10 protein-coding genes and 1 tRNA gene are annotated in these 20733 nt (G+C 40.0%); 9 read left to right on the forward strand and 2 right to left on the reverse strand.

Translation table 11 applies throughout. From position 1 onward, the window contains the following. Window positions 1-28: 28 nt before the first annotated feature. Window positions 29-2524 carry a DNA-binding transcriptional activator gene (locus BGO84_RS12920; RefSeq protein WP_291029727.1) on the reverse strand — a complete coding sequence of 832 codons (2496 nt, stop codon included), beginning with the start codon at window positions 2522-2524 and terminating at the stop codon, window positions 29-31. Window positions 2525-2965: 441 nt separating this feature from the next. Here BGO84_RS12920 and BGO84_RS12925 point away from each other — a divergent pair, with 441 nt between their 5' ends. From BGO84_RS12925 to BGO84_RS12965, 9 genes are all read left to right on the forward strand, one after another. Then, window positions 2966-4768 carry a carboxypeptidase-like regulatory domain-containing protein gene (locus BGO84_RS12925; RefSeq protein ID WP_291029729.1) on the forward strand — a complete coding sequence of 601 codons (1803 nt, stop codon included), beginning with the start codon at window positions 2966-2968 and terminating at the stop codon, window positions 4766-4768. A gap of 100 nt (window positions 4769-4868) precedes the next feature. Then, the gene (locus tag BGO84_RS12930; protein ID WP_291029731.1) at window positions 4869-6335 is read left to right on the forward strand and encodes a glycoside hydrolase family 76 protein; all 1467 of its coding nucleotides are present in this window, start codon (window positions 4869-4871) and stop codon (window positions 6333-6335) included. Window positions 6336-6356: 21 nt separating this feature from the next. Continuing rightward, on the forward strand, window positions 6357-9536 hold the full coding sequence (locus tag BGO84_RS12935; protein ID WP_291029733.1) for a TonB-dependent receptor: 3180 nt from the start codon (window positions 6357-6359) through the stop codon (window positions 9534-9536). A gap of 38 nt (window positions 9537-9574) precedes the next feature. Further along, window positions 9575-11629 (forward strand): RagB/SusD family nutrient uptake outer membrane protein, encoded by a 2055-nt coding sequence (locus BGO84_RS12940; protein ID WP_283686616.1) that lies wholly within the window; start codon window positions 9575-9577, stop codon window positions 11627-11629. A gap of 23 nt (window positions 11630-11652) precedes the next feature. Beyond that, window positions 11653-12471, forward strand: coding sequence for a DUF3823 domain-containing protein (locus tag BGO84_RS12945; RefSeq protein WP_283686618.1), 819 nt, complete (start codon window positions 11653-11655; stop codon window positions 12469-12471). Between the two features lie 241 nt (window positions 12472-12712). Beyond that, window positions 12713-14887: a hypothetical protein gene (locus BGO84_RS12950; protein WP_291029735.1), complete on the forward strand. Its 2175-nt coding sequence runs from the start codon at window positions 12713-12715 to the stop codon at window positions 14885-14887. Window positions 14888-14915: 28 nt separating this feature from the next. Further along, window positions 14916-17411 (forward strand): DUF4965 domain-containing protein, encoded by a 2496-nt coding sequence (locus tag BGO84_RS12955; protein WP_291029737.1) that lies wholly within the window; start codon window positions 14916-14918, stop codon window positions 17409-17411. A gap of 385 nt (window positions 17412-17796) precedes the next feature. Continuing rightward, the gene (gene tyrS / locus BGO84_RS12960) at window positions 17797-19089 is read left to right on the forward strand and encodes a tyrosine--tRNA ligase (protein WP_291029739.1); all 1293 of its coding nucleotides are present in this window, start codon (window positions 17797-17799) and stop codon (window positions 19087-19089) included. A 35-nt stretch (window positions 19090-19124) separates the two neighbouring features. Then, window positions 19125-19195: transfer RNA gene (locus BGO84_RS12965), tRNA-Gln, on the forward strand. 100 nt (window positions 19196-19295) lie between these two features. Here BGO84_RS12965 and BGO84_RS12970 read toward each other — a convergent pair. Next, the gene (locus tag BGO84_RS12970) at window positions 19296-20732 is read right to left on the reverse strand and encodes an MFS transporter (RefSeq protein ID WP_291029740.1); all 1437 of its coding nucleotides are present in this window, start codon (window positions 20730-20732) and stop codon (window positions 19296-19298) included. Between the last annotated feature and the right edge of the window lies 1 nt (window position 20733).

Raw genomic sequence — 20733 nt, forward strand, 5'->3', positions numbered from 1 at the left:
TTTTTGAACAGAATAGAGATTGAGTATCTTAAATCAAATCCTTATAAGGATGAGGATAGTCACTACCCATTGTTTTCTTATATTCTACAACAAATGCCTGATAGCGGATGCGAGCCTCTTCATTTAGCTTTAATCTTTGTAAAGCTTTGGTCTGGAAAACTAAGGCCTCGTCGTTCAACGGGTCTATATTGAACAAAGCCTCTGTTAGATTTATAGTTGTCTGATAGGCCTCTGTGGTAAAGCTTTTTTCGATTTCTATTAATAATACAGGTTCCAGTTTATGTTCCATATCTATCTTGAATGTATCAAAAAGAGCCTGATCTGAAGATCTTAGGAATTTACCACGTGTTAATATCTCTATTAATTCTTCTCTGTTTTCTTCTATACCGGTAGATATTATTTGAATGCACCTCACAAAGTCGCAATAACATTCGTCGGCTAATACTATTTTAAAATAGCCTTTGTCATATACAAATTCAATTCCATCCAATTCACCTAATGCCTTTCTTAAGTGATTGATAGTTACCCCTCTTGAGTTTTTTACTTTATCTTCGGGCTTATCGGGCCATATGAGGTTGCTAAGTCGTTGGGAGGTGATACCGTCTTCGATACTATATTGCAGAACAAGAAAGAACATTTGCCTTAGCTTTGTACTGAACATATAGGTAATATCTTTATTGTTTCTATCGCGCACAGTGAACTCTCCGAATAGATAAATGGAATTAGGCTTATCAATCCGTTCTTTATCGTTGTTCAGCATTCTTAATGTTTGGCTGGTGTTTCTGCTGTTCTTATTTTTCTGAACAAACCTCCGATATAGAAGATACCCTATAATAAAGATACATATACAAGTTAGGCCGATAATTATTAAAACAATAATACCTGATTCTTCTTTGGGATAATTTGTAAGATCGTCTGCTGTAATGGGTGGGAATGCCAATGAATAAACCTTAAGATCGGAAGATACATCATCGGCAAACTCCTGTACAATTGCATACAGGTTGTTTAGCTGATGGTCGTAATACAAATTAGCATTTGTTGTAATCTTATCCGAATATATCGGAATCGAGTCTCCTAGTATTTCATAACTCCCGTCTTTCAGCGAGAAGCGGTATAATTGTAAAAATGATTTCGAAAAATGCTCCGGATAGCACAATGTATAAAAACAGGAATCATCAAGAATAACCATTCCTCGTACAGGTACTACATTGTTTTTATCCCATGGAATTTCCCAAAGCTTTGTAATATGTTTTGTATTTAAATCAACTTTATGCAGATCATAGAAATATTTTCGTCCTACCACCTGTTCGCCCGATTCGTTACCCATCCCTCCGAATACATATATGGAATTTGTTTTCTTCAGATATCCTACTGACGAAAAATAACGAGGAAGTATTGTATCTCCGCTAAATCCATCGAGTGTTGACCATTTTCTCTCGTTTAGGTCGAAACAATAAAAGTTCTTACTATAGTACATATTGCCGAATCCTCCAAATATGGTGTATTTATCCGTTGAAGGATCATAGTAAGCCCCATGATGATGTAGTTGTCTGGGAAGTCGCTCAGTACTTTCTGTTGTCCATTGATAGGTATCCAGATTCAAACTGGCAATCATGGGCTGTTCATCCGTTATATTGTGATACACCTCATATGCATATAGTCTATTGTTTTTCGTGTCTATGAAGTTTGTACCCAAAGCAAGGTTTACCGGACATTTTTCATCGAAGACTTTTGTTCTTGTTTCGCCCGATCTTACATTATATATAGATATCGCATCCCTGTTGAAATAATATATTTCTTTCTTTCTTACGTTGTAGTTTGCTCCGGCTACAGTTTCGGATTTGAATGAAGTCTTAAAGCTCCAGTGATAAGCATCATTTATCAGCCATTGTGGATTTAATACTTCTCCCAATGCCTTCCCCTTCGAATCGTGTACTATACTTCCCTCATTCTCTCTTAAAGGGAATATATATTTCTCATTATTCCCAACCGAGAGCTCTTTGATTGCAAAAGAAGGAGTATCGATAATGTGGTCGCTTTTACCAAAGAGAATAATCGGATAGTATTTTTCCGGAAGCCCTGAGGCTACAGCTCTAAATACTCTGTCATTTACAGTTAATCTTATCGAATCACTCTTTAGATCAAATGATATTATCATTCTGAGCCAATGCTTATCAAGCTGTTCTTCTTTATTTAGTTCGGCTGTGATCAAGCTGCTTCGCCCTTCTTCATTGAATTTGAATACAAAACTACTGCCTTGTCCGTCATAAAATAAATTATAGATTTTATCGGATTTCTCATTTTTTATACGAAGAATGTATCCAATTTCTTTTGCAGGATAAAGGGCTATCTTAAAGTCAATATTGAAATAGTTGGAAAAGGCAACGGATGAATTTTTGAAAACATCGTAAGAGGTTCTTTTATCTATAGATTGTTCCCCTCCACAAAATTTTAGACCTTGAGATAAGGCTGTTTGTGAATAAAAACAACTAAGTATGAAAAATATATATAGATACAGTTTCATGGGATAGAAAATACAATTTTCAAGTTAATAAGATTGTTTCCGGGTGACCTCTATTGTAATACTCTGTTTTGTGATAAATGGAGAAGGGGTAGAGGTGTCTTATCAAGATATAAAGATATTAAAATCTTTTTAATAGAAAGAGATTCCCTTTTAATACCGTTTTAACTGGTTTTTTAAGATTTCTTATAATGTGCACATAATAAGGTAAAAAGCATAAGATTAATGTTTTTTTTTACTTAATAACCCAAATTTAACCCAATAATTAACCTTCGAGCGCCAATCTTTGGTAAAAATGATAACGGGCAATACGTATGTCGAGCCATATCATGAAAGAAAAATAATTTAATAACCAAAATCTATTAATCAACCAACCAAAAATCAGCCTATGTACATTGATGTTTCTAATTAATGTTAACTCTTAACTTTTATAACATGATTTTAATGAAGAAAATTTTGCGAACATTTCTGTTCGTAGCTATGCTTGGCGGCATAGTATCTATAGCAACCTCATGTAATGATGATGAATCGGAACATGTCGATTACGGCACTGTTACGGGGATTGTATTAGATGAGATGGATGCTCCTATTAGTGGTGTTACAGTTACCATATCGGGTGTAGAGGAAACGGTGACAACAGGAAGTGATGGCAAATATACTGCCCAGAACGTATCTATTGATTCCCATTCGGTAAAATTCTCAAAGAAGGGATTTCAAACAATTAGTGTAACTATTACTGCCGGTAAATTCGATGCCAACAAAGTAGCATCTACAAGTGTGAAAATGGTAAATGCGGATTCTAAAATAGTAGGTACGCTTACCGATGCTAAAAATGGTGGTGCACCTCTTGCCGGAGTTGTTGTTAGCATAAGTGCTGATGTTTCTGCAACATCGGGGAGTGATGGTAAATTTGTTATCGAAGATTTGGTAAAAGGAACTTATACAGTAACATTTACCAAAACGGACTATGTAACAATAACCAAAACAGTAAACGAAAGTGATTTCGTTGATGGAGTGGCAACAGTAGACCTCAGAATGGGCGGTGTTGAATTACTGCGTGGTTTAACCGCTGAAGATTTGGCAACTGCCGATAAGTGGTATTACAATGAATACCGTGGTGGACGTAATGGCGATGCATATCCTCACTGGGATTGGTCTGGCGATTACATGTGTGCACTTGACTTAAGAGGAGCTTGGGATGAGCAGAATGAGGGGACAACACTACAAATCCGTAATTCTGGTGATGAACGAAACAATCCGGCTAATCTTGATGTTTTTGACTCTTTTGTATACGGTAGTAAAAAAATAACAGAGGATAATAAAATTCTTTCTCTTAGAATACGTACCCATGATGCTGATGAGGCTTCTCCAGCCTATTTTGGGGTACAGGTTATCGATCTTTCGGCAGCAGAACCTACTAATGTGAAAATAGGAGATACAAAGACTCATGGCTCTGGTAATTATGCTGACTATGATTTCGATTTGAGTGCATATGTCGGTAAAGAAGTGATTGTGGCTGTTGGTATCTATAGACAAAAAACAGGCGATTATTGGAAACAATTAGTTCTTCGTGCTATCCGTTTTGCTGATAAAAAAGTAGAGAACTGGGATTGGTTACCGGGAACAGATGTCGTAGATGGATGGAAGCTTACTCAAGAAATGGTACGCTCTACGATGGTACATCCAAAGAAATCATTTAGTGGAATAAGTAAAGTAAGTGGTGGTAGAGATAACTATAAAGCTGCTTATCGTTCATGGCGCGAAAATTCTCATATAGCGTTTGAATGGGCTTTTGTTCCTCTTCATAAAGATCCTGAAGTATTCCCTTCAGAAGGTTACTTGATTAAGACCAGAGGTTCAGGCACTGCTGTTAATACCAAAGAGCCCGAAGCATACTTCTATTCTAAGTTTGCGATAGGAGCAGGTAATAATCAGCTGACTTTGAAGACTCGTAACTTTGGAAGTAACTATACATTCTTTAAGCTGACTGCAATCAAAGAAGACGGAACAGTTGTGCATGTCGCTCCAAAATCTAATACCGCTCAAGAAGCTTCCGCTGCCGCAGATGGCTGTTGGAAATTCAAACACGGTGCGGGTGGAGCCGGTGAGCCTGAAGCTTATGCTTCATTTGTGTACGATCTGTCACAGTTCAACGGCAACAATGTAGTATTGGTGTTCGGTGTATACAAAGGCGAAAGCAACGGTGACGAAAGCAAGCTGGTATTCTATAGTATCAATCTAAATTAATAAAAATGTTGTGGTCTTAGTGAATCCTCTGCATAAGGCAGTACTATAAAAAGTATTGTCTATGCAGAGAGTACACTGAGATACAAGAAAAATAGAAAAAATGAAAAAAATAGTAACAACTATTCTTTGTTCTTTGTTGGTAATAACCGTTGCATGCAGCGATAATCCCGAAATAGACAATGGAGGAGGCAAAAAACCGGGAACTATTACTTCCGATAATCTTGCCGAGCAGAACATCCTTCGTGCTATGCAAATGGTAGATAGTGCAATGCTTTATCATTTCAAAGGCGAAGGAATGGCAATGTCGAGATTTTATAATCCTTATACTAAATCCAATGCGAATAGAGACGGCTCTGACGAAAAGGGTAGTGTATGGATGTACACCAGCTCTATCGAGGCTGTGAATGCAATATTACATGGGTTGAAAGCTCACAAGGAGAAAGGCAAAGCCGAACTTTATGATAAGAATTTCAACCGCTATGCCGAATTGTTGAACAAGCTGTATACCAATGCCGCGTATTATAAAGGAACATTTAGTCTTACTTCATATACGCAGACTAAAGACTGGTCTGTATACGGCGTAGATAGAGGCAATGCCAAAGGAACTGCACTGGTAGAGGGTATACACAACGTATATGACGACCAGCAATGGCTGATACGTGAATTACTGGAAGCATATAAGCTTACCGGAAATAATACTTATCTCACAGAAGCCGAGTATCTGACAGAATACGTGCTCGATGGTTGGGACTGTGTTCTCGACAGCAATGGTAAAGAATATGGTGGTATTCCGTGGGGACCCGGCTATGTAACAAAGCACTCGTGTAGCAACGGTCCTGTGGTTAGTCCGTTAGTTTGGCTGTCAGAGCTCTATAAAGGTAAGAATGATGAAATTACCTATAAGTATATTGCTACAGATAATAGCCGTAAATCAGCAACTGTGAAAAAGAGCGACTACTATCTGAAATTTGCTAAAGCAGTTTATGACTGGCAAAAAACAAACCTCTTGCGTGAAGATGGTGTATACCATGATATGATGGGTGGTTGCGACCCTAACTGTGATGTGGCATACGAAACCGTAAATGGGGTAAAATATCGCAAGCACACCAATCTGCGCGATCGTACAGGGACTCCTTATTCGTACAATTGCGGTTCGATGATTTCAGGCGCAGCCGATCTGTATCGTGCAACAGGGGAAAATGTATATCTGGAAGATGGAAAAAAACTATCGGATGCAAGTTTCAAATATTTTGCAAAACTTGGTCTTAATGTTCCGGGATACTATACCTACGACCTGATTGGTTTCAACAACTGGTTTAATGGCGTACTGATGCGTGGATATGTAGATGCATACTCATCTTACAAAAACGCATCGCAATATATCGATACTTTCCAGAAGAATTTGGATTACGGATACGATAACTTCTTCTATAGAGGATTACTTCCTGCAAATCTGCTGGTTGGTTGGAGTCGCGAAAATGTAAATAACAGACTGGAAGGGATGTTTACATTCGCTTTTGCTGCCGAATACGCAACCTTAGCACGATACGAATTGGAGAAAAATTAACTAACTTAAATTTATATTGTTATGATAAAAACACATCATGCCAGAAGGATGCAATTTTTGTGTTCCTGCATTTTAATGATGCTCTTTCTTGTCTTTGCGCCTTCGCTATGGGCTCAAAACAAGACCATATCGGGTATAGTTACAGATGAAAACAATGAACCTGTAACCGGAGCGAGTGTAGCAATTAAGAATACGACTGTTGGTACAATCACAGATATAGATGGTAAATATACTATCGATGCTCCTGCAAATGCTACTTTGGTCTTTAAGTTCTTAGGATATGGAACGAAAGAAGAGAAGGTGAACGGACGTAGCCTGATCAATGTGGCAATGACCGTTGACGAAACCACTCTCGAAGATGTTGTGGTTGTGGGATATGGCGTACAGAAGAAAGTTACTTTAACCGGAGCTGTGGCCGGCATCAAAGGGAACGAGATGTTGAAAACCAAAAATGAAAACCCTCAGAATATGCTTACCGGTAAAATTGCCGGGGTGCGTGTCTGGCAAAAGAGTGCTGAGCCGGGTACATTCAATAACAACTTTGACATTCGCGGACTAGGTGCACCATTGGTCGTTATTGATGGTATTCCGAGTACTACAGAAGAATTTCAACGTTTGAATGCAAATGATATTGACGATATCTCTGTTCTGAAAGATGCTTCGGCAGCTATATATGGGGTTCGTTCGGCAAATGGAGTTGTATTGGTAACTACCAAAAAAGGATCGAAGGATGGAAAAACATCAGTTTCTTATAACGGTACATATACTTTCCAAAAGCCATCGGGTATGCCGGTTCTTGCCGATCCTTACCAAACTATGACATTGTACAACGAAAGGTCGATGAACAATATCAATGGAGGAAGTATCATCTATAAAGAGGAGGATTTTGAAGCTTTTCGCAACGGTACTCGCCGCACAACGAATTGGACAGACTTATTATTCTCTAATTATGCACCGCAAACGCAACATGACCTAAGCATCACCGGTGGTAATGACAAAACTCAGTTCTATGTAGGTATGGGTTACTTCTATCAGGAAGGGTTCTTTAAGTCGGGCGACCTTAATTATAATAAATATAATCTTCGAGCTAACGTTACTACTAAGATTCTTGACGGATTAACTTTTGATATTAATTTAAGCGGTGTTGCCGATGAGCGCAACAATCCATATACAGATGCTGTAAATATCATTCGTACTTATTGGAGACAAGGTGTTTTGAATCCGGCGTATGCTGACCCTGAAAACACAATGCTAAATTATCAAGGGTTGGAAATGCAGGAAAATGCCGTAGCACAAATGACTTCCGATATATCGGGATATAGAAAATATCAACAAAAATATTTTCAATCTTCGGCATCGCTTAATTACGATTTAGGTGTTGTTGCTCCCGTATTGAAAGGATTATCGGCAAAAGCGTTAGTGAGCTTCAATTACCGTATGGATAACAATAAGGCATATCGTAAAGAATACTATCAGTATGCATACAATGAGGTTACCGGTTCTTATGATCAGGCATTGTTCAATGCCAGTTCGCCAAGCCGTCTTCGCCGCGAATCATATAATAAGCAACAGATATTGAGCCAGCTATTATTGAACTACAACCGTACTTTCGGTGAGCACACTTTTGGTGGAGTAGTTGGTATGGAAACACAAAAGCGTACCGGTGATAATTTCTATGCACAGCGTGAGCTTGCATTTTCTACAGATTATCTTTTTGCAGGTGTTGACGAAAACCAGTTGGGCGGTATGAATATTGGCAACAATGACCTTTATGAAGAAGCTAATGCTGCAATGATCGGTAGGATAAATTATGCTTATGGCAGCCGCTATATTCTCGAAGCCCAATTTCGTTACGATGGATCTTCTAAATTTGCAAAAGGACACCAATGGGGATTCTTCCCTTCTGTATCGGCAGGATGGCGTATCTCTGAAGAGCCTTTCTTCAAGTCAGTTTCTGCCTTGTCATTTATAAATCAGTTGAAACTGCGTGCTAGCTACGGGGTGTTAGGAGATGACTTGTCTAGTAATTGGAATTATGAGTGGGCAAATGGATATAACTATCCTGCTACAAACTCTAACTCAGCATCGGGATATTACAATCAGTATGCACCGGGATTCATCATCGGAGATAAATATATTTCTGCCGCATCTACCAAGCCACTTCCTAATGTAGGCATTTCTTGGTACGAGTCTCGCACATTCGATGTTGGGGTAGACTTTGAAGGATGGAACGGATTGTTTGGTTTTGCCGCCGATTATTTTGATCGTCGTCGCGAAGGTATGTTTGCCCGTCGCAAAGGAGATCTGCCTACCGTAGTAGGTGCTGAGGCTCCAAATGAAAATCTGGACAGTGACCGTCATTTCGGTATAGATCTTGAACTATCGCACCGTAACAAGATAAATGATTTTTCATATCGTGTAAAAGCGATTAGTACAATTACCCGTCAAAAACACATGATCGCTTCTGAAAAAGGACCTTGGGCAAACTCGTACGACAGATGGCGTAGCGACAACTTGACTAATCGTTATCAGGGAGTACAGTTCGGTTATACTTCTGCCGGACGTTATCAGAACTGGAAAGATATCTGGTCTTATCCGATCTATAAAGATCGTGGACTTTTACCGGGCGACTATAAATATGTAGACTGGAATGGTGATGGTGAAATAAGTGATTTAGATAAACACCCTTATGCGTATGACCAAACGCCGTGGTTGAATTACAGTTTCAACTTTGATTTCGAATACAAGAATTTCGACCTGAATATATTGTTGCAAGGATCAGCACTTGGTTCTATGAAATACCAAGAACCATTGTATGCTATATGGGGTAGCAATGGTGGTGGTACACTTACTCAGTTCCTTGATCGTTGGCATCCGGTAGATCCGTTTGCAGATCCTTACGATCCGGCAACACAATGGGTATCGGGTTACTATGGCTATACAGGACATTATCCTGACCCAGATTCTGAGTTCAACCGTGTAAGCACAGCTTATCTGCGTCTAAAGAGTATCGAACTAGGGTATACATTGCCTAAGATAAAGGCATTGTCGTCTATGAGATTGCGCATGTTTGCCAATGCTTACAACCTATTTACTATAACAGGAGTGAAATTTGTTGACCCTGAGCACCCGGATGATGAATTGGGACGTTTGTATCCACTCAATAAAACGTACACCGTCGGTATGTCTCTTACGTTCTAAAAACTTGTATTAGTAACGAAATAATAAATTTGATAGATATGAAAAAAATATTAATACTGTCTTTGCTAAGCATGTTATTCTTTGCTGCTTGCAACGATCTAGATATTCCGCCAAAAAATCTGATAACCGACGAAGACCTTCTTACCAATGAATCGGGTATGGATATTTACATGGCGACTATGTACAGCAACATGCCTTTCGAGGATTTTAAATATATGGGCGAATGGGGTGTAGAATTCAACTCATGGCTGGGATCTATGGGTATAGAAGGAACAGGAGAAGCCCTTAATCGTGACGGTATATGTAAGACTTTCACAGGTGAACGCACAGCCTATTGGGGAAATGCATTTTCGTTGTTGCGCAAAGCCAATTATTTGCTTGAGACACTACCTAAATATAAGGATTCGTTTCAGGAACAGACATACAATCATTATTTAGGAGAAGGATACTTTGTACGTGCCTTTGTATTTTATGCTATGGCTCGTCGTTTTGGAGGAATTCCATTGGTAACAAAGGTGATTCAGTATCCGAATGATAAAGAGGCACTCGAAGTACCACGTGCCAGCGAAGAGGAAACATGGGATCAGATTCTAGCAGACTTCGATCAGGCAGCTTCATTGTTGAGCCCAACCAGTCCAAAGTCCGGATATGCTAACAAATACGTAGCTCTGTCTTTCAAATCGGAAGCAATGTTGTATGCAGGGAGCGTTGCTAAATACAACGAAAATGTAACAGGACGCCTTACCGGCTTTGGTCAGAAGACCGGTGTTCGTGTAATTGGTTTCGGTGAAGATACATGGCAAAGTGCATCCAAGAGATATTTCAAAGAAGCATATAAAGCCGCACGTGAAGTAATGCAGACCGGAGGCTATTCTCTCTATAAGAAAAAATGGTCGGCTACAGATCGTGAAGCACAATACCAGAATATGGTGGATATGTTTAGTGACCTTTCAAGCCCAGAAAATATTTATGTGAGAAAATATATGTATCCAACTCTAACTCACGGGTATGATGCTTATAGTGCACCATTTATATTTCGTGCGCCGTTGTCGTCTGGAACATGTCCTACTCTTGACTTCCTTGAGTTGTTTGACGGATTTGCTCGCTACGCTGATGGAACAGTTAAGGTAACAACAGGAACATCGAATACAAACGGTGATTATATATTGTATGACAAGCCAATGGACTTCTTCAAAAATGCAGAGCCAAGATTACGTGCTTATGTAATATTCCCGGGAGATATGTTTAAGGGCAAAGAAATTGAAATTCGTGCGGGAGTATACACAGGCTCAACACCGGTTAAGCCTTTGTTCAAGGATTATTCGTATGCTAATGCCGAAACGTATTACCAGCATTTGGATGTTTATACACAGAAACCTAAGACATTGTATCTGAGTCCAAAATCAGAAAATCCTGAAAAGGTAGAATTCAATGGGCAAACAATAACAGCTTCCGGAGCAAATGGTCCGTTCTACGATCAGGGAGAATCTGCAATGGCAGGGCTTTATGGACGTAAATGGCTAAATCCTGACCCTGCTTTTGTGGCAGCAGAAGGAAAATCGGAGCAACCATTTATCCTGATGCGTTATGCTGATGTATTGCTCAATGCCGCAGAGGCTGCTGTAGAATTGTCATTGGCAGGAGAGCCGTCTCCTGACGGATCAGACTTGTTGAAAGTAGCAACAGATGCAGTAAACGAGATTCGTGAACGCGCAGGAGCAACCAAGCTTACTTCTAACCTTACTTCATCTGTAGAAGGACGCAACACTGTGCGCAAAGAGAGACGTAAGGAACTTGCATTTGAGCATAAGACTAAATGGGACTTGAGACGCTGGCGTGTACAACATTACGATGGACGTGATGGCTTTTGGGGTGAAACACGGAATAAGGATGCTTACAGCAATAACTCTCGTTATCGTTTCCGTGGATTGTATCCGTTCCTTTCTACTCAAACAGGTAAATATTTCTTCGATGCCCATTTCCAAATGGTAGGTTTGAGAACATTCGAGTATAATCCGATCGATTATTATTTCGAAATCCCTAATGGAGAAGTTGCTAAGAGCTTAGTGATTGATCAACAGCCAAATAGATAATGAGCAATAATAAAACACAGAATATGAAAAAAATAGTATTTTATTCTTTAATATGCGTACTGCTATCTTTCAGTTCCTGCGATTTGTTCAAGATGGACAATTACGATGAGCCGGCCGAAACACTGGAAGGAGAAGTAGTAGACGTGGCTACCGGCGAGCGTGTGCTTACCGATCAAGGTAGCGAAGGTATCCGTGTGAGTTTAACAGAACTTAGTTGGGGCGATAATGTTTTACATAATCCTTATTTTTATTGTATGCCTGACGGATCGTTTAGAAATACAAAATTGTTTAAAGGAAATTATAATATCCGTATCGATGGACCTTTTATTCCTCTCATCCGCGAAGCCGATGGCATTCTTTTGGCAGACGATACCAAAACAATGGATATAAAGGGCAAAACTAAGGTTAAGTTTGAAGTTCAACCTTTTCTCAAAGTAGAATGGGTAGAAGAGCCTACTGTTACAAATGGTATAATTAAAGCCAAGGTTAAGGTTACGCGCGCTGTGTCTGAAGAAGACTTCCGTGCAAAAATAGAACCGATGGGAAGTTATAATAATAGCTTTTTGAATATGACTGATATTCAGTTGTTCGTCAGCTATTCGTCAACAGTAGGATACCGTGCCCGTGACGAGAGATGGTCGAACCAAATAGAATATACAGGTTCAGCTTTTAACTCTTTGTTTGGTCAAACGATTACGATCGAATCTAATCCCAAAAAGCCTATTCCTTCCGGAAGAACTGTATTTATTCGTGCTGCTGCACGTATCAATTACGATACACCGAAAGGAAGTGGAACACGCAGATGGAATTATAATGAGCCAATGGAGGTGATGATTCCATAATGTAGAGAAAGTAAATTAGATTTAAGGTTTAAAGTAATTGACCTGCCGGTTAGGCTTTAAACCTTAAATCTTTATTTATTATCCTAAATCAGGTTATATTTGCAGATGTATACTAATGAGGTTTGTAATATATAAAGAAAATGCCCTTTGACAAGCCTTTGCTCTCTATGCAAAAAGTTATCTTCTATGTAACTTGATACTGATCTTAAACAAATTAAATTAACTTGGCTATTACCTTATTATGAAAAAGAATGTATTAATCTTATGCCTTTTGGGGCTTGGCCTTCAGCTGGGGGCTCAAACCAAAGACAATGTTAAAACCACATTCCAGACTTCACGAGAGTGGAGACCAACAATAGATACCCGAGCCGATGCGGTGATGGTATATGGAGTAGGTGGAAACCCTTCTGATAAATCGAAAAGAATACCGTTTGAAGAACGTGTACAATCGTGGCGCGACAGAGGTTATATTGCTCACTTCATGACAGGCATAGCTTGGGGCGAATACCAAGACTACTTTACAGGACAATGGGATGGCAAAATGCATCTGGACGAAGGTCAGGTGCAGCAAAATGGAGATACGATATGGCATGGACATATGGTTCCTTATATCGTTCCTACGCAGAACTACCTGAAATATATAAAAGAAAGACATGTAAAGCGGGTGATCGATGCAGGCATTGACGCCATATTTATGGAAGAACCCGAATTCTGGGCTCGTGCAGGCTATAGTGAAGCCTTCAAACGAGAATGGAAAAGCTATTATGGTTTTGACTGGAGACCACAACACGAGTCTCCCGAAAACACATACTTAGCCAATAAACTAAAATATCAATTGTATTACAATGCACTCAAAGAAGTGTTTACATACGCTAAAGAATATGGTAAGAGTCGGGGAATAGATGTGAAGTGTTATGTGCCCACACACTCACTGGTTAATTATTCGCAATGGATGATAGTTAGCCCTGAAGCAAGTTTGGCGTCTCTTGATTGTGTAGACGGATATATAGCCCAAGTATGGACGGGTACGTCAAGAGAACCAAACTACTTTGATGGAAAAGTAAAAGAGAGAGTCTTCGAAACAGCGTTTCTCGAATATGGCTCGATGGAGTCGATGACTGCTCCCACAGGCAGAAAGATGTTCTTTCTCACCGATCCGATCGAAGACTGGCCGAGAGACTGGGCAGATTACAAAAAGAACTATCAGGCAACCTTTACGGCTCAATTGTTATACCCCAATATAGCAGATTATGAAATAATGCCTTGGCCCGAACGTATTTATGAAGGACTTTACAGAACAAGTGCGAATAGTGACAAAAAGGAAAGAATCCCAAGACATTATTCTACACAAATGCAAATAATGGTAAACTCGCTGAACAGTATGCCTTTATCTGATAATAAGGTGACAGGCTCGCGAGGTATAAGCGTGCTGATGGCAAACTCACTGATGTTTCAACGATTTCCTACACACGCAGGATATGAAGACCCTCAGTTGGCAAACTTCTACGGGCAAGCGTTGCCTTTCCTTAAACGTGGAGTGCCTATAAAAACAGCCCATATAGAAAACTTAGGTTATAAAGAAGCACTAGCCGATACGAAGGTATTGCTTATGTCTTATTCGAATATGAAGCCTTTGTCTCCCGAAGCTCATACATATATAGCTCAGTGGGTGAAGGCCGGAGGTGTGTTGGTTTATAGCGGGCTCGATAGCGATCCGTTTCAGACTGTGCAGGAATGGTGGAATACAGGAGGCAATAAATACACTGCTCCGTCTAACCATCTGCTCGAGCAAATGAATATTGCCGTGTCGCCTAAAGAAGGTGAATACAGTTATGGAAAAGGAACTGTTTATATTATCAGAACCGATCCGAAAGACTTTGTTCTAAAAGCCCATAACGATAAGCAATTGCTCGATGTAGTGAAAAGAATGTACGAACAAAAAGCAAATGCAGGGAAGCTGATCTTTAAAAACAATTTCTATCTCCAAAGAGGAGCGTATGATCTGGTTGCCGTGCTCGACGAAAGCGTGAGCAATGAGCCTTATATAATAAAAGGGAATTTCATTGACTTATTTGATCCGAAGCTACCTGTATACCAATCGAAGACCGTAAATCCGGGAGAACAAGCGTTCTTGCTAAATATAGACAGAGTGGCAAATAAGCAGCGTCCGCAGGTGCTTGCCGCTGCATGCCGTGTATATGAAGAAAAGGTAGGTAAGGGTTCTTATTCGTTTGTTGCAAAAAGTCCTATAAATACTACGAATGCATCTCGTATTTTATTACCCCGAAAACCTGTGAGCGTATCGGTAAACGGCAAAGAAGAATTCTTGGCTAATGCATGGGATCAGCAGACCAAGACTTATTTATTAGAATTTGAGAATAATCCTGAGGGAGTATCTGTTAATATTAAATGGTAAATTATATACAAAACAAAAAGAAAATCGCATGAAGAGCATTGTGTTATATCTTCTTCCGCTGTTTGGCTTACTTGCATGTAAAAGCAGTGGTGTGAAAGATTATGAAGTGGTTAAGAATGAATTAAGAGCACCTGCGTACCCTTTGGTTACAATAGACCCATACACCAGTGCGTGGTCTATGACAGACAATCTGTACGATGGAGCTGTAAAGCACTGGACAGGAAAAGACTTTCCGCTTATAGGAGCCATAAAGGTGGATGGCGTTGCCTATCGTTTTATGGGTACTGAAGATGTAGAGTTGGATCCTCTTGTACCAACATCGGAGCAAGGCGAATGGTATGGAAGCTATACGACTACGCAGCCGGCAGCAAACTGGAAAGATAATAATTTCAACGATTCGTCTTGGAAAAAAGATAAAGGTGCATTCGGTACAAAGATAAATGAGCCTACAGCTAAAACAGATTGGACAACCGAAAATATCTGGGTCAGAAGACACATCGTTTTAGATGAGGATGTACAAGGAAAACAAATCTATCTGGAGTTTTCGAATGATGACGATGCCGTTTTTTACATCAATGGTATTGAAGTACATAATACAGGTTCGACATGCAACAAAAATGCAATGATTAAATTGTCGGCAGATGTTGTGAATGCACTAAAGAAAGGGGATAACTTGATAGCTGCTCAGTGTAAGAACCCTGTGGGTAACGGACTGTTGGATTTTGGTTTGCTGGTACAGAAAGAGATGCATACAGCTCTCGAAAAAACTGCCGTGCAAAAATCTGTAGATGTGCAAGCCACGCAGACGCATTACACATTTGCTTGTGGTGAGGTTGATCTGAAATTGACTTTCTCTGCTCCTCTGTTTATGGATGATTTGAACCTACTAACTCGTCCTGTAAATTATATTACCTATCAGGTTGTGGCTAATGATGGAAAGGCTCATGATGTACAAATATACTTCGAAGCTTCTCCACGCTGGGCTCTTGACCAACCTTATCAGGAGTCGGTAAGCCAGAGCTTTGAAGACAATGGTTTGTTATTCCTTAAATCGGGAAGCAAGGAACAGAATATACTCGCTAAAAAAGGCGACGATCTGCGCATCGACTGGGGGTATTTCTATTTGGTCGCCGAAAAAAATAATGTATCGGTTAATATTGGAGAGAGTAATACTTTGAGAACTAATTTCGTCAACAACGTTCAGGACGGGCAAGCAACCACAGGAGAAAATGAAAAGTCGAAAATGTCTTTGACTCATAATCTCGGCTCTGTCGAAAGCTTTTCAGGAAAAGTAATGATTGGTTATGATGATATCTATTCGATACAATATTTTGGAGATAACCTTCGCCCTTATTGGAATCAGGACGGCAACCAGACTATTGCAGGACAATTTCATGCGGCAAATAAAGAATACAACAAACTGATAGAAAAATGCTATGCGTTTGATAAAGAGCTAATGGATAAAGCATCTCTGGCGGGAGGAAAGAAATATGCAGAACTTTGTGCTTTGGCATATCGTCAAGCTATTACAGCTCATAAATTGGTGAAAGCCCCGAATGGTGATTTACTATTCTTGTCGAAAGAAAACAATAGTAATGGCTCTATTGGTACAGTGGATGTAACATATCCGTCAGCACCGTTGTTCTTGTATTACAATCCTGAACTGGCTAAAGGTCTATTGAACCATATATTCTATTATAGCGAAAGCGGTAAATGGACAAAACCTTTCCCTGCTCATGATGTTGGTACTTATCCATTGGCTAACGGACAAACTTACGGGGGGGACATGCCGATAGAAGAAGGAGGTAATATGCTCGCTCTTACAGCTGCTATCGCTGCTATGGAAGGCAACGCCAAGTATGCGGAGAAACATTGGGATGTACTGACTACATGGACAGATTACCTTGTGGAATACGGTCTCGATCCTGAGAACCAGTTGTGTACAGACGACTTTGCCGGTCACTTTGCTCACAATGTGAATTTGTCTGTTAAGGCCATTATGGGTGTTGCTTCGTATGGCAAGCTTGCGGATATGCTCGGGAAAAAAGATGTTGCCGAAAAGTATACCGCTAAGGCTAAGGAAATGGCACAGGAATGGATGAAGATGGCTGATGATGGAGATCATTATCGCCTTACATTCGACAAGCCGGGAACATGGAGCCAGAAGTATAATCTGGTATGGAATAAGCTTCTAAAGATGAATATATTCCCTGACGAAGTAGCTCAGAAAGAAATCGCTTACTATTTAGGCAAACAAAACAAATACGGACTACCTCTCGACAATCGTGAAACATATACCAAGACAGACTGGATAATATGGACTGCTACGCTTGCTGATGATAAAGCGACATTCGAGAAGTTTATAGATCCTTTGCATTTGTTTATGAACGAAACAGTAGACAGAATACCAATGTCCGATTGGGTATTTACAGATAAGCCAAACTACAGAGGATTTAAAGCCCGTTCGGTAGTCGGAGGCTATTATATCAAAATGCTGGAAGAAAAACTAAAAGGAAGTAAATAGGTTTTAGGCAACTATTTCATGGAAGGGGGTTCACAAATTATTTGTGAGCCTTCTTTTTTGTTGGAGTTCATTATTATCAAGTACCCTAAAAAATTATCTATATAAGAACAGAGGTTCAATAAAAAGGTGACAGAAAGAAATGAGGTTAAAAGTGTCACTTTTGTCACCTTTTTAGGGTTAAGGTGCTGTTCTATAGTTTGATGTTGTTTTTGAGAATTGTCACCTTTTGTTCCTCACTGATCTTAGAAATATGATTATTAAATAAAAAGAAGTAAAGTATGGATACTAAATTATTTGTAATAACTTTTTTTCTATTCGGAATAAGGTCGTATTTTTGCACACTAACTAAAATTTAGTTACATAGTACATTAATAAAACTGATTCGATGAATTTTGTTGAAGAATTAAGATGGAGAGGTATGATCCATGAAATCATGCCGGGTACGGAAGAGCAACTGCAAAAAGAATTAACTTCGGGCTATGTGGGTATCGACCCTACAGCCGACTCATTGCACATCGGACACTTGGTGGGCGTAATGATTTTGAAGCATTTTCAACGTGCAGGACATCGCCCGATAGCTCTCATCGGAGGAGCTACAGGTATGATTGGTGACCCTTCTATGAAGTCAGCCGAACGTAACCTATTGGACGAAGCAACTCTCCGCCATAATCAGGAATCGTTGAAAAAGCAACTTGCTAAGTTTCTCGATTTCGAGTCTGACAAACCCAATGCAGCCTTATTGGTAAACAACTATGACTGGATGAAAGATTTCTCTTTCCTGAACTTTATCCGCGACATAGGAAAGCATATCACAGTGAACTATATGATGTCTAAAGATTCTGTTAAGAAACGTCTTAACGGAGAGTCTTCGGAAGGAATGTCTTTTACTGAGTTCTCATACCAGTTGATGCAAGGTTACGACTTTCTTCACTTATATCAGACACTGGGTTGTCGTATTCAGATGGGAGGTTCCGATCAGTGGGGAAATATCACCACAGGGACTGAACTTATTCGTCGTAAAGCGGGAGGAGAGGCTTTTGCTCTTGTGTGTCCTCTGATAACTAAAGCCGATGGTACTAAATTCGGTAAGACAGAATCGGGCAATGTATGGCTCGACAGAAGATATACATCTCCTTATAAATTTTACCAGTTTTGGTTGAACGTAAGCGATGAAGACGCAGAGAAATATATCAAGATATTTACAGCACTCGATAAAGAAGAGATAGAAGGTTTGGTTGTTGAGCAAAAAGCAGCCCCTCATCTCAGAGCATTGCAAAAGCGTCTTGCTAAAGAAATAACCATAATGGTTCACTCTGAGGACGATTACAATCAGGCAGTGGAAGCTTCAAATATCCTATTTGGCAATGCTACAGCTGATGCTTTGAAGAAGCTGGACGAGGAAACTTTCCTTCAGGTGTTTGAAGGCGTTCCCACGTTCGATATTTCGAAAGATGAGCTTGCAGTAGGAATCAAAGCTGTTGATCTGTTGACAGAGAAAGCTGCTGTTTTTCCTTCGAAGGGAGAAATGCGTAAGACTGTGCAAGCGGGAGGTGTAATGATCAATAAAGAGAAGCTGGAAAACTTTGACGATGCTATTGACGCTTCATCTCTTATAGCCGGAAAATATATAATAGCACAAAAAGGGAAGAAAAATTACTTCCTGTTGATCGCAAAATAAAATAATTATTACTTTTGTACTCGCAAAAGTAATATTGTCTCATGGTGTAATGGTAGCACTGCAGATTCTGGATCTGCCTGTCTAGGTTCGAATCCTAGTGAGACAACAAAACTAAAGAGGCTGTCCTTTTTTCTGGGGGACAGCCTCTTCCTCTTTTTAGAATAGCCTCATTTTATTAATCGACCTAGTGTGTAAAAATTAAAACCTTATAAATCAGTGATTGGTTTATAATGAGGAACTAAGCTCTTCATTATAACCCAACCTACAAGATAGGCAAAAGCACATATACAGAATATAATAAAGTATCCTGCCGGCTTTCCTTCAAATCCCATAAATGTAAGCTGTACTTCGTCTGAGTAGACAAAGAGCTTTCCGGCAGACTTTTGTAAGATCATAGAGCTTATTCCTCCGGCCATACCGCCTATCCCTGTGATGGATGCAATAGCTCCTTTCGGGAACATATCTCCTATGGTAGAGAAAATATTAGCCGACCACGATTGATGTGCTGCACAGCCTATACCAATGGTTATGACAGGTAGCCACGGCGAAATAGTACCCAGCGGTTGTGCAAATAATACAACCAGCGGGAAGAAAGCAAAGATAAGCATCGCTCTCATGCGTGCGGCGTATGGATTCATTCCTGTCCTGTTCATAATGATGGTTGGTAATTTTCCTCCCAAAACAGAAAGCATGGTGATTGCATATAGTGTAAATATCAATGCAATACCCAATCCTTCGGAGGTCTTTATTCCAAATTGTGTATTCAGATATGAAGGTGTCCAGAAAAGGAAGAACCACCAGACCCCGTCGGTCATGAATTTGCCTGCGGCAAAAGCCCATGTCTGCTTGTATGAAAAGCATTTCCAGAAAGGTATCTTTTTCTCATCCTCCGCTTTTCCGGTATCTATAATACCTTCTTCATTTCGGTCTTGTTCTATATATGTCAACTCAGCTTCATTTACATGCTTGCTCTTTGCCGGTGCGTCATATATAAATATCCAAAACCCCATCCAAATAAAGCCTAATGCTCCAATTACGATAAAAGCCATTTCCCAACCCCAGCACTTTGCCAGCAAAGGGATACTCAGTGGTGCGACTAATGCGCCAATAGATGCTCCGGCATTAAAGATGCTGGTTGCATAAGCTCTGTCTTTCTTCGGGAAGTATTCGGCCGTTACCTTGATTGCAGCGGGGAAGTTACCAGCCTCGCCCAAGGCTAATATGCAACGGGCAAGTAAGAAACAATACATGCTGAAAGTAGCGATTACTACAGCAACATCGCCTGTCGCCGCAGCCAATTCTGCTGCACTATGCAGACCGACATGTGCTTCGGTTACCAGTCCGCAGACAGCATGAAGGCATGCTCCTACCGACCATACTCCGATAGCCCAAAGGAATCCTTTTTTGCTGCCCATCCAGTCGATAAAACGACCTGCAAACAGCATACAGACTGCATATATAAAAGAAAACATGGAAGTGATTGTTCCATAGTGGTTTTCATCCCAATGGAATTCAGGTTTTATGAATTCGTCCCAAGTAAGGGATAGTACTTGTCTGTCGAGATAGTTGATCGTAGTAGCAAAGAAAAGCATCAGGCAGATGGTCCACCTGTAATTTGTCATTTTTGTTTTTCCGGTATTCATA

Origin of the sequence: Dysgonomonas sp. 37-18, assembly GCF_001899125.1 — a bacterium.
In the GTDB taxonomy this organism is placed as follows: domain Bacteria; phylum Bacteroidota; class Bacteroidia; order Bacteroidales; family Dysgonomonadaceae; genus Dysgonomonas.